The following is a 13,221-nucleotide window of genomic DNA, read 5'->3' on the forward strand; positions in this document are numbered from 1 at the left end:
TCGGCAGGTGCGATCCTGGATCCCGTATGTCTACTTCCTTCGCCGCCCTCCAGTCCGTCCTGGCCGAGGTCTCGCTGCGGGACTCCCACCGGCTCGGCCGCCGTCTCGAAGGCGCCCGCCGCATCCGCAAGCCCGAGGCCCGCACGGCCGTCCTGGACGAGATCGCCGCCGAGGCCGGCAAGGCCAAGGAGCGGGTCGACGCGCGCGCCGCCCGCGTGCCCGCGGTCACGTACCCCGAGCAGCTGCCCGTCTCCCAGAAGAAGGACGAGATCGCCGAGGCGATACGCGACCACCAGGTCGTGATCGTCGCCGGCGAGACCGGTTCCGGGAAGACCACGCAGATCCCCAAGATCTGTCTGGAGCTCGGCCGCGGCGTCCGGGGCATGATCGGCCACACCCAGCCCCGCCGGATCGCCGCCCGCACGGTCGCCGAGCGCGTCGCCGAGGAGCTCCGCACCCCGCTCGGCGAGGCCGTCGGCTGGAAGGTCCGGTTCACCGACCAGGTGAACCCCGAGGCGACCTTCGTGAAGCTGATGACCGACGGCATCCTGCTCGCGGAGATCCAGACGGACCGCGAGCTGCGCGCCTACGACACGATCATCATCGACGAGGCCCACGAGCGGTCCCTCAACATCGACTTCCTGCTCGGCTACCTGGCCCAGCTGCTGCCGAAGCGCCCCGACCTCAAGGTCGTCATCACCTCCGCGACCATCGACCCCGAGCGCTTCTCCCGCCACTTCGGCGACGCCCCGATCGTCGAGGTCTCCGGCCGTACGTACCCGGTCGAGGTGCGCTACCGGCCGCTCCTCGAGGAGGACGGCGAGGAGGCCGACCGGGACCAGATCACCGCGATCTGCGACGCGGTCGACGAGCTCCAGGCCGAGGGCCCCGGCGACATCCTGGTCTTCCTCTCCGGCGAGCGCGAGATCCGCGACACCGCGGACGCGCTGCTCAAGAAGCAGCTGCGCAACACCGAGGTCCTCCCGCTCTACGCCCGCCTGAGCCACGCCGAGCAGCACCGGGTCTTCCAGGCGCACTCGGGCCGCCGGATCGTCCTCGCCACGAACGTCGCCGAGACCTCCCTGACGGTCCCCGGCATCAAGTACGTGATCGACCCGGGCACCGCCCGCATCTCCCGCTACTCGCACCGCACCAAGGTGCAGCGGCTGCCGATCGAACCGATCAGCCAGGCCAGCGCCAACCAGCGCAAGGGCCGCTGCGGCCGTACCAGCGACGGCATCTGCATCCGCCTCTACTCCGAGGACGACTTCCTCACCCGCCCGGAGTTCACGGACGCGGAGATCCTCCGGACCAACCTGGCCTCCGTCATCCTCCAGATGACCGCGGCCGGCCTCGGCGACATCGAGAAGTTCCCCTTCATCGACCCGCCGGACCACCGCAACATCCGGGACGGCGTGCAGCTCCTCCAGGAGCTGGGCGCGCTGAACCCGGCCGAGAAGGACCCGAAGAAGCGGCTCACCGAGCAGGGCCGCAAGCTCTCCCAGCTGCCCGTGGACCCGCGGCTCGCCCGGATGGTCCTGGAGGCCGACCGGAACGGCTGCGTCCGCGAGGTCATGGTGATCGCCGCCGCGCTCTCCATCCAGGACCCGCGCGAGCGCCCCGCCGAGAAGCAGGCCCAGGCCGACCAGCAGCACGCCCGCTTCAAGGACGAGACCAGCGACTTCCTCGCCTTCCTCAACCTCTGGCGCTACGTCCGCGAGCAGCAGAAGGAGCGCGGCTCCAGCTCCTTCCGCCGGATGTGCAAGCAGGAGTACCTGAACTTCCTGCGCATCCGGGAGTGGCAGGACATCTACGCGCAGCTGCGGACCGTGGCCAAGCAGATGGGGATACACCTCAACGAGGAGGACGCGCCCGAGCAGTCCGTCCACGTGTCCCTGCTGGCCGGCCTCCTCAGCCACATCGGCCTGAAGGACGTGAAGGAGGCGAAGGACGCCAAGCGTGAGGGCACCAGGAACGAGTACCTCGGCGCCCGCAACGCCAAGTTCGCGATCTTCCCCGGCTCCGCGCTCTTCAAGAAGCCCCCGCGCTTCGTCATGTCCGCGGAGCTGGTGGAGACCTCCCGGCTGTGGGCGCGGGTCAACGCGCGCATCGAGCCCGAGTGGATCGAGCCGCTGGCCCAGCACCTGGTGAAGAAGACGTACAGCGAGCCGCACTGGGAGAAGGACCAGGCCGCGGTCATGGCCCTGGAGAAGGTGACGCTGTACGGCGTCCCGATCGTCGCCGACCGCAAGGTGAACTACGGCCGGATCGACCCCGAGGTCTCCCGCGAGCTGTTCATCCGCAACGCCCTGGTCGAGGGCGACTGGCGCACCCACCACAAGTTCTTCGCCGACAACCGCAGACTCCTCACCGAGGTCGAGGAGTTGGAGCACCGCGCCCGGCGCCGGGACATCCTCGTCGACGACGAGACGCTCTTCGACTTCTACGACAAGCGGGTGCCCGAGCACGTCGTCTCGGGCGCGCACTTCGACTCCTGGTGGAAGCACAAGCGCCACGAGGAGCCGGAGTTCCTCGACTTCGAGCGCGAGATGCTCATCAACGAGAAGGCGGGAGCGGTCACCAAGGACGACTACCCGGACTCGTGGCGGCAGGGCGCGCTGAAGTTCCGGGTGACCTACCAGTTCGAGCCCGGCGCGGACGCGGACGGCGTGACCGTCCACATCCCGCTCCAGGTGCTCAACCAGGTCACCGACGAGGGCTTCGACTGGCAGATCCCGGGCCTGCGCGAGGAGGTCGTCACCGAACTGATCCGGTCCCTGCCCAAGCCGATCCGCCGCCACTACGTCCCGGCGCCGAACTTCGCGAGCCGCTTCCTGGACGCGGTCGTCCCCGTCCAGGAGCCGCTGACGGGCGCGCTCGCCCGCGAGCTCCAGCGGATGGTCGGCGTCCCGCTGACGGCCGAGGACTTCGACTGGGCGAAGCTCCCCGACCACCTCAAGATCACCTTCCGGATCGTCGACGAGCGGCGCCGCAAGCTGGCCGAGGACAAGGACCTGGAGGCCCTCAAGCTCCGACTGCGCCCCAAGGCCCGTCAGGCGCTCTCCAAGGCCGCCAAGGCGGCCACGGCGGGCCCGGACGGCTCAGGGCCCTCCCTGGAGCGTTCGGGGCTCAGGCAGTGGACGATCGGCACGCTCACGAAGGTCTTCGAGACCCGGCAAGCCGGCCAGCCGGTCAAGGCGTACCCGGCCCTCGTCGACGAGGGCGACTCGGTGGCCGTGCGCCTCTTCGACACGGAGGCCGAGCAGGCGCAGGCGATGTGGCGGGGCACCCGGAAGCTGATCATGCTGAACATCCCGGTGAACCCGGCGAAGTTCGCCTCGGACCGGCTGACCAACCAGCAGAAGCTCGCCCTGTCGGCGAACCCGCACGGATCGATCCAGGCGCTCTTCGAGGACTGCGCGACCGCCGCGGCCGACAAGCTGATCGCCGACCACGGCGGCCCGGTGTGGGACGAGGAGTCCTTCCGGAAGCTGTACGACAAGGTCCGCACCGACCTCGTCGAGCTGACCATCAGGACCGTGGGCCAGGTGCAGCAGGTCCTGGCGGCCTGGCAGGCCTGCGAGCGGCGCCTGAAGGCCACCGGCAGCCCGGCGCTGCTGGCGAACCTCAAGGACGTGCGGGACCAGCTGTCCTGGCTGATGCCGGCCGGCTTCGTCACCCGGACGGGGCTGAAGCGGCTGCCGGACCTGATGCGCTATCTGGTGGCGGTGGACCGGCGGCTCCAGCAGATGCCGACGGGCGTCCAGCGGGACACCACCCGGATGGAGAAGGTCCACGAGATGCTGGACGAGTACGCCTGGCTGCTCGAACAGCTCCCCAAGGGACGGCCGGTGCCGACCCAGGTCACGGACATCCGCTGGATGATCGAGGAGCTGCGGGTCAGCTACTTCGCGCACGCCCTGGGCACGGCGTACCCGGTCTCGGACAAGCGGATCGTGAAGGCGATCGACGCGGCCGTGCCGTAGCCCGTCCGACGGACTGGTCCGGCGAGTTCGACCAGACCGCTGACCTGCTGTACAGTCTTCTTCGCAGCCACAGTTCAGCGGCTGCGAAGGTCCTGTGGAGCAGTTGGTTAGCTCGCCACCCTGTCAAGGTGGAGGTCGCGGGTTCAAGTCCCGTCAGGATCGCAAGCAGAGAAGGCCCGCACCATTCGGTGCGGGCCTTCTTGCGTTCCCGCCTCCGAGGGACCAAGGTCCCGGCAAGGGGTGACCAACGACGTATGGGGACCGCCTCCGCGAGGTGGCAGGCTGTTCTGTGGCAAGACTTTGACGATGTGACGGGTGTCACTTAATCCGTTTCAGAAAGTGCTCCACTTACACCCTCCCTACATGCCTCGGATTTAATATGTGCAATTGCACCACCCGGGCGGGGGCGGCAGGGGCCGACCGGGGGCGCGGCGGAGGACATAAAAAGATCGCGCTGGACCCGGCGGAGTCCAGCGCGATCGACGACGGAGAACCTGTTGGGGCAGGTAGTTCGTCAGTAGAGCTTGGGGTGGGCGGACCAGGTTGGGGGACCTGGAAAGTGCCCGGTGTTACGGGGTGTTGCTGCGTGTCTCGCGAGCGCCTCAGGCCTCGCTGCGCTGCTGCGGAATGCCCGCCAGCAGAGCGCGAACCTCGGCCTCGCGGTACCGGCGGTGCCCACCCAGGGTGCGGATGGACGTGAGCTTGCCGGCCTTCGCCCAACGGGTCACCGTCTTCGGGTCCACGCGGAACATCGTGGCAACCTCGGCAGGGGTCAGCAGCGGCTCGGCATCAGGGGTGCGAGCGGTCATGAGCGGCCTCCTCGGGAGAACCGAACCTTCTCGGTTCTTTCCTCTAAATTCTGCACCTTGACCCGCCATGCCCGAAATGGCAGAAGCGGGTCGAGTCGGTTATAGGACGAACGGCTTGTCCTCGGCACTACAACTACACCATCCGTCCAGCCGCGTCGGCCAAACCGATGGAATTGCCCTCGCAGGTGTTCATCAGCGGCGGAAGTCGACTGACCATGCCATAACGGACAGTCACGCCACTGTGACGATCAGTCACAGAGCGATCAGGAGTCCTCAGACCCCCCATAGAGTGCAATGTCGAGCATTCCGCCCGTACTTGGGCGGAAGGAACCCTCCCCGGACTCCTTGTCCTATTTTGGCACGAGGGTGGGCGATGGGCGCAAGGGTGCGGTAAGTGCTATCCGTCACGCTTGAGCCAAAGGCCCGGATCGGGACCTACGTCCTGCCCCACCCACCCCAACGGCCCCACAAGAGCACACCAAAGAACCGAACAGACGTCCAGCGGTGAAGATCATTTACATCAGGTGGACCACACCCGTCGAGCGTCAGTTGGCGAACTGGAGGTCCCGGATCGCCCGCCACCGCTCCGCGAGACGCCCGTACGCCTCCCGCGCCGCCTCGTCGTCGCCGTCCCGCATCGCCGCGATCCCCGCCGCCACGTCCGCCGCCGACCGGTCGCCCGCCAACGCCGGGGCCGCGACCGCGTGCACCAGGCCGCCGTAGTCGAGCTCCACCAGCGCCCGCGGATGGAACTCCTCCAGCCAGCGCCCCACCTCCACCAGGCTCTGCGCCATCGGGCCCTCGTCCGTCGCCGCCCGCAGCACCTTCAGCGCCCGCGCGAGCCGCCGCCGCGCCTGCACCATCGGCGTCCGGTAGCGCAACACCGGCGCCTCCCCCGGCTCGTACTCCCGCTCCTCGTCGGAGAAGAGCGCGAACCAGCGCAGCGGCACCTGCCAGACCGCGCTGCGGATCCACGGCCGCGCGTCCGGGTTCCGCTCCCGCCACCGCTCGTGGTCCGCCGCGACCTGCGCCCGCACCACCGGCGGCAGCATCGCGTCCAGGACCGGCGCCGGCAGCGCCCCCTCCACCAGCTCCGCGAGCGCGAGCCGGCCGCGCAGCCGGGTCCGCCACGGACAGACCAGGACCACCCCGTCCACCGTCGCCACGAACGCGTCCCCGCTCTCGCGCGCCGGCACCGGCGCCGGCGGCACCCGCACCAGGTCCGCGAGCGAGCGACGCAGCTCCTGCTGCGCTCCCGGGAGGTCCGTGCGCAGCGCGTAGCGGGCCCAGTGGCTCCGCTCCGGCTCCGGGAAGGCGGCCAGCGGCTCGTACACCCGGAGATAGGAGGCGTACGGAACGGGTGCCGAAGAGGGAGGGGAGGGGTCCGCCATGTCGCAAATCCTTCCACGTAGGTACTCCGCGAGGGGGTGATCCTCAGCACTGCGTCCCTGCTACGGCCAGGTAGGACTTACCCTCGTGCCGACCTGGTCCCACCCCCACCCGCAGGGGGGACCTTCCGCCGCATCAACTTGGGAGTCACCACCGTGACCGATGTGACCGGCGTTCCTGATGTACTGCACACCCTGTTCCACTCGGAGCAGGGCGGCCACGAACAAGTCGTGCTGTGCCAGGACCGCGCCACCGGCCTCAAGGCCGTCATCGCCCTCCACAACACCGCCCTGGGCCCCGCGCTCGGCGGCACCCGCTTCTACCCGTACGCCACCGAGGCGGAGGCCGTCGCCGACGCGCTGAACCTCTCCCGCGGCATGTCGTACAAGAACGCCCTGGCCGGGCTCGACCACGGCGGCGGCAAGGCCGTGATCATCGGTGACCCCGAGCAGATCAAGACCGAGGAACTGCTGCTCGCCTACGGGCGCTTCGTGGCCTCCCTCGGCGGCCGCTACGTGACGGCCTGCGACGTCGGCACCTACGTCGCCGACATGGACGTGGTGGCCCGCACCAACCAGTGGACCACCGGCCGCTCCCCCGAGAACGGCGGCGCCGGCGACTCCTCCGTCCTCACCGCCTTCGGCGTCTTCCAGGGCATGCGCGCCTCCGCGCAGCACCTGTGGGGCGACCCGAGCCTGCGGGACCGCAAGGTCGGCGTGGCCGGCGTCGGCAAGGTCGGCCACTACCTGGTCGAGCACCTGATCGCCGACGGCGCCCAGGTCGTCGTCACCGACGTCCGCGAGGAGTCGGTGCGCCGGATCACCGAGAAGTTCCCCCAGGTCTCCGTGGCCGCGGACACCGACGCGCTGATCCGCACCGAGGGCCTGGACGTCTACGCCCCCTGCGCGCTCGGCGGCGCCCTCGACGACGACACCGTGCCGGTGCTGACCGCCAAGATCGTCTGCGGTGCGGCCAACAACCAGCTCGCGCACCCCGGCGTCGAGAAGGACCTGGAGGCGCGCGGCATCCTCTACGCCCCCGACTACGTGATCAACGCCGGTGGTGTGATCCAGGTGGCGGACGAGCTGCACGGCTTCGACTTCGACCGGTGCAAGGCCAAGGCGACGAGGATCTTCGACACCACCCTCGAAATCTTCGCTCGTGCAAAGGAAGACGGCATTCCGCCGGCCGCGGCGGCCGACCGGATCGCCGAGCAGCGGATGGCCGAGGCCCGCCGCGCCTGACCCCCGCCGGGGGCGGCCCGCCGCCGGGGAGCCCCTCCCGGGGCGATTCGGGAGACTTCGCTCACGCCGATCGGCGGGTCGCCCCTCAAGAAGGGGTTAAAATCGCGATTGACCAGCGAGGACAGGGCACCTCGATGGTTCTGTACCGAGGTATGTGATGCGCACGGCGTACCGTAGACCGACGGAAACAGGTACCGTTGAAGCCCTACGGACCGGTCTCTCATTCGAGAGTCCGTTCCGGACCATGAACGCGTGTCAAGACTCTGGGGCCGTCGAGCCCCGTCACCGAGGGGGTCGAGCCATGGGGCGCGGCCGGGCAAAGGCCAAGCAGACTAAGGTCGCCCGCCAGCTGAAGTACAGCAGCGGCGGGACTGACCTGTCGCGTCTGGCCAACGAGCTGGGCGCATCGACTTCGAGCCAGCCGCCGAATGGCGAGCCGTTCGAGGACGACGACGAGGAAGACGACCCGTACGCGCAGTACGCGGATCTCTACAACACGGACGACGAGGACGAGGACGACGAGTCCGGTCCGGCGTCCACTCAGCGTCGCGCTTGACCTTCTGAACATCGCAACCCGGTCCGGGGTACCCCGGACCGGGTTTTGCGCTGTCCGGGTGCCGTGGGAGGGCGCGGGGCGGGCGGGGAGGACTCCCCCTTCGGCGGAAACGCCGAAGGGACACCTCCCGAGGAGGTGTCCCTTCGTGGCTTCCTCTACTTGGCGTAGTCGCCGACCAGCTCCGCGCCGCTCGTCTTGTCGCCGCGCTCGGTGATCTCGCCGGCCACCCAGGACTCGACCCCGCGGTCGGCCAGCGTCGCCAGCGCGACGTCCACCGAGTCGGCGGGGACGACGGCCATCATGCCGACGCCCATGTTCAGGGTCTTCTCCAGCTCCAGGCGCTCGACCTGTCCGGCCTTGCCGACCAGGTCGAAGACGGCGCCCGGGGCCCAGGTCGAACGGTCCACGACGGCGTGCATGCCGTCCGGGATCACCCGGGCCAGGTTGGCGGCGAGGCCGCCGCCCGTGATGTGGCTGAAGGCGTGGACGTCGGTGGTCCGGGTCAGCGCCAGGCAGTCGAGGGAGTAGATCTTGGTGGGCTCCAGGAGCTCCTCGCCCAGGGTCCGGCCGAACTCCTCGACCTGCTGGTCCAGGGTCATGCCGGCGCGGTCGAAGACCACGTGGCGGACGAGCGAGTACCCGTTGGAGTGAAGACCGGAGGACGCCATGGCGATGACCGCGTCACCCGTACGGATGCGATCCGCGCCGAGCAGCCGGTCGTACTCCACGACACCCGTGCCCGCGCCGGCGACGTCGAAGTCGTCCGGGCCGAGCAGGCCCGGGTGCTCCGCCGTCTCGCCGCCGACCAGGGCGCAGCCCGCCAGGACGCAGCCCTCGGCGATGCCCTTGACGATGGCGGCGACCCGCTCGGGGTGCACCTTGCCGACACAGATGTAGTCGGTCATGAAGAGCGGCTCGGCGCCGCAGACGACGATGTCGTCCATGACCATGGCGACCAGGTCGTGGCCGATCGTGTCGTACACGCCCATCTGGCGGGCGATGTCGACCTTCGTGCCGACGCCGTCGGTCGCCGAGGCGAGCAGCGGACGCTCGTAGCGCTTGAGGGCGGAGGCGTCGAAGAGGCCGGCGAAGCCGCCGAGGCCGCCGAGGACCTCGGGGCGCTGCGTATTCTTCACCCACTCCTTCATGAGCTCGACGGCGCGGTCGCCCGCTTCGATGTCGACGCCCGCGGAGGCGTAGCTGGCACCGGTGGTCTGAGACATGGCTTCAGAGCTTTCGTGTCGTCGTGCTGCTCGTTACCGCTCGCGCCGCGGGTCGCGGCGCGAGCGGCGGGGGTCTTACGGGCGGCGCAGGGCGTCGGCGGCCGCGGTGGCGGCGGGGCCGGCGGCCAGCTCGGTCTCCAGGAGCTGCTTGCCGAGCAGCTCGGGGTCCGGAAGCTCCATCGGGTACTCGCCGTCGAAGCAGGCGCGGCACAGGTTGGGCTTCTGGATCGTGGTCGCCTCGATCATCCCGTCGAGCGAGATGTACGAGAGCGAGTCCGCGCCGAGCGACGTGCCGATCTCCTCGACCGTCATGCCGTTGGCGATCAGCTCCGCGCGGGTGGCGAAGTCGATGCCGAAGAAGCAGGGCCACTTCACCGGCGGCGAGGAGATCCGGATGTGGACCTCGGCCGCGCCGGCCTCGCGGAGCATCCGGACCAGCGCGCGCTGGGTGTTGCCGCGGACGATCGAGTCGTCGACGACCACCAGGCGCTTGCCCTTGATGACTTCCTTGAGCGGGTTCAGCTTCAGCCGGATGCCCAGCTGGCGGATGGTCTGCGAGGGCTGGATGAAGGTCCGGCCGACGTAGGCGTTCTTGACCAGTCCGGCACCGAACGGGATGCCCGAGGCCTCCGCGTAGCCGATGGCGGCCGGCGTGCCGGACTCCGGCGTCGCTATCACCAGGTCGGCCTCGACAGGGGCCTCCTTGGCGAGCTTGCGCCCCATCTCCACGCGGGAGAGGTACACGTTGCGCCCGGCGATGTCGGTGTCGGGACGGGCCAGGTACACGTACTCGAAGACACAGCCCTTGGGCTTCGCTTCTGCGAAGCGCGAGGTGCGGATGCCGTTCTCGTCGATGGCCACCATCTCGCCCGGCTCGACCTCGCGCACGAAGGTCGCGCCGCAGATGTCGAGCGCGGCGGACTCCGAGGCGACGACCCAGCCGCGCTCGAGACGGCCGAGGACCAGCGGGCGGATGCCCTGCGGGTCACGGGCCGCGTAGAGCGTGTGCTCGTCCATGAAGACGAGGGAGAAGGCGCCCCGGACCTCGGGGAGGACCTTCGCGGCGGCCTGCTCGATGGTGAGCGGCTTGCCGTCCTCGTCCGCCTGGCCCGCGAGCAGCGCGGTCACCAGATCGGTGTCGTTGGTCGCGGCGACCTGGGTGGACCGGCCCTCGCGCTTGGGGAGTTCGGCGACCATCTCGGCGAGCTGGGCCGTGTTGACCAGGTTGCCGTTGTGGCCGAGCGCGATCGAGCCGTGGGCGGTCGCCCGGAAGGTCGGCTGCGCGTTCTCCCACACGGAGGCCCCGGTGGTCGAGTAGCGGGCGTGACCGACCGCGATATGACCCTGGAGGGAACCGAGAGAGGTCTCGTCGAAGACCTGGGAGACAAGTCCCATGTCCTTGAAGACGAGGATCTGGGAGCCGTTGCTTACCGCGATTCCCGCGGATTCCTGACCCCGATGCTGGAGGGCGTAGAGCCCGAAGTACGTGAGCTTTGCGACCTCTTCGCCGGGAGCCCAGACTCCGAAAACGCCGCAGGCGTCCTGGGGGCCCTTCTCGCCGGGGAGCAGGTCGTGGTTGAGTCGTCCGTCACCACGTGGCACGCCACCGAGTGTAGGCGAGATCGACCATCGGTCCGAATGCGCGAGCGGGCCGTGATAGGCCCCCTGACCTGCTCGTAGGATCCCACCAACTGATCCTTGGATCCTTGTCGGAGCCCACAAAGCAGGGCCCCCAAGGGTTACCGACTGGTAGCAATGCTTCGGGCGCCCCCGAGCGGACGCTCGTACAGGACAGGCCGGACGGTCGGGATGTGACGGAGTTCGCAGCGCCGGCTAGCCGGCCGTGGCCGTGAAGCCGCCGCCGTCCACGTCCGTGACGGTCAGCGTCCGGTGGTCGAGCCGGTAGTGCAGCGGCCCGTCGAGGGCGTCGTACAGCTTCGTCTCCAGGTCCATCTCCGGACCCGTGCAGATCATCCGGGTCGTCGCGACCGCCCCGAGGGTGATCGTGTCGCCGGTGACCTTCGCGGGGGCGGTGACCCGGTTGCAGCCGAGGCTCCCGGTCAGCCGCCCGTCCTTGCCGAAGGTCAGCTTCGCCTTCCCCTCCGAGCCCGCCGGGAGGGAGCCCGCGGTGTCCCCGTCGAGCAGGGCGTTCACCGTCCACGCCGTGCCGAGCAGCGGGACGTCGGGCTCGGTGACGAGCTCGACGCGGTGCCGCCCGTCGGCCGAGACCAGGGTGAGCCCGCCGCCCTTCAGACGCGCCTCGACCTCGCCCTCCAGCGACCCGATCAGGGCGTCCTCGAAGCGCTGCCGGTCGTCGGGACAGCCGATCAGCGTCCTGGTGGCCGGGGACACCGAGAGGGTCTCCCCGTGCACGGCGACGGCAGCGTCGAAGCCGTTGCAGCCGCTGCTGCCCCGCACCCGTCCGTCCCGCGTGAACTCCACGGTGGCCCCGGCCGGGGCCACCGACCTCACCCCGTCCACCGTGACCGCGCCCACCGTCCAGTGGGTGCCCGCGACGGGCACGTCGGGCGCATCGGGTCCGCCGGCGCCCTGCCCCGAACCGCACGCGGAGAGAAGGACCAGCAGGGCTGTCGCTACGAGCACACGCGGCTTCTTCATGGCGATGGGACGGGCCCCACGGCCATCCGGTTCCGGACCCGGCCCGGCCGGGACCGCCACCGCCCCGCCCGGCCCGTCAGCCCATCAGCCCATCAGCGGCAGCAGCCCCGACAGATCGGCCCGCTCCCCGCTCGCGCTCACCCGCGCCGCGTCCAGCTCCACCGCCCACTCCGCCCGGCCGGTCGCCAGCCGGATCCAGGTCAGCGGATCCGTCTCCACGACGTTCGGCGGGGTCCCCCGGGTGTGCCGCGGCCCCTCGACGCACTGCACCACCGCGAACGGCGGGACCCGTACCTCCACCGCACCGCCCGGCGCCGTCACCGCGAGGGTGTCGGCGAGCAGCCGGGTGCAGGCGGCGAGCGCCTGCCGGTCGTACGGGATGCCGACGCCGGTCGCCGCGCTCAGGTCGTCGGTGTGGACGACGAGTTCCACGGTCCGGGTCACCAGGAAGTCGGCGAGCGTCATCGCGCCGAGGCTCACCGGGAGCAGCCGGGCATCGGCGGCATCGGCGAGCGCCGCGTCGTACGCCTCCCGCGTCCGGTCGTACAGCGCGCCCAGATCGGCCGTGTCGAGGCCACGGGTGTGCGCGTCGATCCGCTCGGCGGCCGGGGCCGTCGCGAAGGGCCAGTCGAGCAGCGCCAGGCCCTGCTTCGCGGGCTCGGGCCGGGCGAGCAGCGCGGGCACCGAGTCGACCATCCACGCGATGTGCCCCGCCAGGTCGCGCACCGTCCACTCCCCCAGCCGGGTCGGCCCGTCCAGCGCCTCGGGCGGCAGCGCGAGCACCGCGTCGCGTACGTGCCCGAACTGGGCGGACACGGCGGCGCGGATCTTGGCGGAGTCGTAACTGCGGGTGCGCTTCTTGGCGGGTGGCATGGCCCGAGGCTAGCCCCGAGACTGGGAAGGAAGGGAGCCACTCGCAGCGAAAGCAGGCGACGGGACCATGACCCACCACGAGCACCCCGATGCCGCCCTGGTGCGCCGGGGCTACGAAGCGTTCGGCAAGGGCGACATGGAGACGCTGGCCTCCATGATGACCAGCGACTGCACCCACCACGCACCCGGCAGCACCCGCTTCGGCGGGCACTTCAAGGGCCGGGACAACATCCTGGCCATGTACGGCGCGTTGGCCGAGTACACCGGCGGCAGCATGCGCGTCGAACTCGGCGGCATCTGCGTCGACGGGCGCGGCCACGCCATCGCGAGCCACAAGTGGTTCGCCGAGCACGGCGACCGCGGCATCGAGATGCCCGGCGCCCTCTTCTTCACGATCATCGGCGGCAAGGTCTCCGACATCGACGAGTGCGTCGAGGACATCGCGGAACTGGACGCCTTCTACTCGCTGGACGGCTGAACGGCGAAGCCCCCACCCTGCGGGGGTGGGGGCTCCGGTCCGTA

General features: G+C 70.1%; 10 protein-coding genes and 1 tRNA gene. 5 read left to right on the forward strand and 6 right to left on the reverse strand.

The genetic code is table 11. The features are described 5' to 3' along the window. Positions 1-26 precede the first annotated feature (26 nt). Positions 27-3,986 (forward strand): ATP-dependent RNA helicase HrpA, encoded by a 3,960-nt coding sequence (gene hrpA, locus ACH414_RS10980; protein WP_398941554.1) that lies wholly within the window; start codon positions 27-29, stop codon positions 3,984-3,986. An 88-nt stretch (positions 3,987-4,074) separates the two neighbouring features. Then, positions 4,075-4,148: transfer RNA gene (locus ACH414_RS10985), tRNA-Asp, on the forward strand. Between the two features lie 440 nt (positions 4,149-4,588). Here the strand turns inward: ACH414_RS10985 and bldC are convergent. Next, entirely contained in the window at positions 4,589-4,795 is a 207-nt protein-coding gene (gene bldC, locus ACH414_RS10990; protein ID WP_003949541.1) for a developmental transcriptional regulator BldC, read from the reverse strand. A gap of 545 nt (positions 4,796-5,340) precedes the next feature. Beyond that, a complete protein-coding gene (locus tag ACH414_RS10995) occupies positions 5,341-6,186 on the reverse strand; it encodes a hypothetical protein (RefSeq protein ID WP_386562902.1) in 846 nt (281 codons plus the stop codon). A 153-nt stretch (positions 6,187-6,339) separates the two neighbouring features. Between ACH414_RS10995 and ACH414_RS11000 the strand changes: the two genes are divergently transcribed. Further along, positions 6,340-7,428: a Leu/Phe/Val dehydrogenase gene (locus ACH414_RS11000; RefSeq protein ID WP_398941555.1), complete on the forward strand. Its 1,089-nt coding sequence runs from the start codon at positions 6,340-6,342 to the stop codon at positions 7,426-7,428. Positions 7,429-7,729: 301 nt separating this feature from the next. Continuing rightward, positions 7,730-7,984, forward strand: coding sequence for a DUF3073 domain-containing protein (locus tag ACH414_RS11005; protein ID WP_265861184.1), 255 nt, complete (start codon positions 7,730-7,732; stop codon positions 7,982-7,984). Positions 7,985-8,139: 155 nt separating this feature from the next. Here ACH414_RS11005 and purM read toward each other — a convergent pair whose 3' ends face one another. The 4 genes from purM to ACH414_RS11025 all read right to left on the reverse strand — a co-directional run bounded on the left by purM (position 8,140) and on the right by ACH414_RS11025 (position 12,699). Continuing rightward, positions 8,140-9,207: a phosphoribosylformylglycinamidine cyclo-ligase gene (gene purM / locus ACH414_RS11010; protein WP_398941556.1), complete on the reverse strand. Its 1,068-nt coding sequence runs from the start codon at positions 9,205-9,207 to the stop codon at positions 8,140-8,142. A 75-nt stretch (positions 9,208-9,282) separates the two neighbouring features. Beyond that, the gene (gene purF, locus ACH414_RS11015) at positions 9,283-10,809 is read right to left on the reverse strand and encodes an amidophosphoribosyltransferase (protein WP_382538590.1); all 1,527 of its coding nucleotides are present in this window, start codon (positions 10,807-10,809) and stop codon (positions 9,283-9,285) included. Between the two features lie 231 nt (positions 10,810-11,040). Beyond that, complete coding sequence (locus ACH414_RS11020; protein WP_382538593.1) at positions 11,041-11,811, reverse strand: META domain-containing protein; 771 nt, start codon at positions 11,809-11,811, stop codon at positions 11,041-11,043. A 99-nt stretch (positions 11,812-11,910) separates the two neighbouring features. Beyond that, a complete protein-coding gene (locus ACH414_RS11025; protein ID WP_398941558.1) occupies positions 11,911-12,699 on the reverse strand; it encodes a sterol carrier family protein in 789 nt (262 codons plus the stop codon). Between the two features lie 67 nt (positions 12,700-12,766). On the opposite strand from ACH414_RS11025, the gene ACH414_RS11030 reads away from it, so the two are divergent. Next, positions 12,767-13,177, forward strand: coding sequence for a nuclear transport factor 2 family protein (locus tag ACH414_RS11030; RefSeq protein WP_382538599.1), 411 nt, complete (start codon positions 12,767-12,769; stop codon positions 13,175-13,177). Positions 13,178-13,221 lie beyond the last annotated feature (44 nt).

The organism is Streptomyces sp. NPDC020422 (genome assembly GCF_044386705.1).
Classification (GTDB): domain Bacteria; phylum Actinomycetota; class Actinomycetes; order Streptomycetales; family Streptomycetaceae; genus Streptomyces.

What these genes read in the sequence shown, in the direction of transcription:
- hrpA (WP_398941554.1), top strand. Translation starts at nt 27, where the DNA reads ATGTCTACTTCCTTCGCCGCCCTCCAGTCCGTCCTGGCCGAGGTCTCG.
- bldC (WP_003949541.1), bottom strand. Translation starts at nt 4,795, where the DNA reads ATGACCGCTCGCACCCCTGATGCCGAGCCGCTGCTGACCCCTGCCGAG.
- ACH414_RS10995 (WP_386562902.1), bottom strand. Translation starts at nt 6,186, where the DNA reads ATGGCGGACCCCTCCCCTCCCTCTTCGGCACCCGTTCCGTACGCCTCC.
- ACH414_RS11005 (WP_265861184.1), top strand. Translation starts at nt 7,730, where the DNA reads ATGGGGCGCGGCCGGGCAAAGGCCAAGCAGACTAAGGTCGCCCGCCAG.
- purM (WP_398941556.1), bottom strand. Translation starts at nt 9,207, where the DNA reads ATGTCTCAGACCACCGGTGCCAGCTACGCCTCCGCGGGCGTCGACATC.
- ACH414_RS11025 (WP_398941558.1), bottom strand. Translation starts at nt 12,699, where the DNA reads ATGCCACCCGCCAAGAAGCGCACCCGCAGTTACGACTCCGCCAAGATC.
- ACH414_RS11030 (WP_382538599.1), top strand. Translation starts at nt 12,767, where the DNA reads ATGACCCACCACGAGCACCCCGATGCCGCCCTGGTGCGCCGGGGCTAC.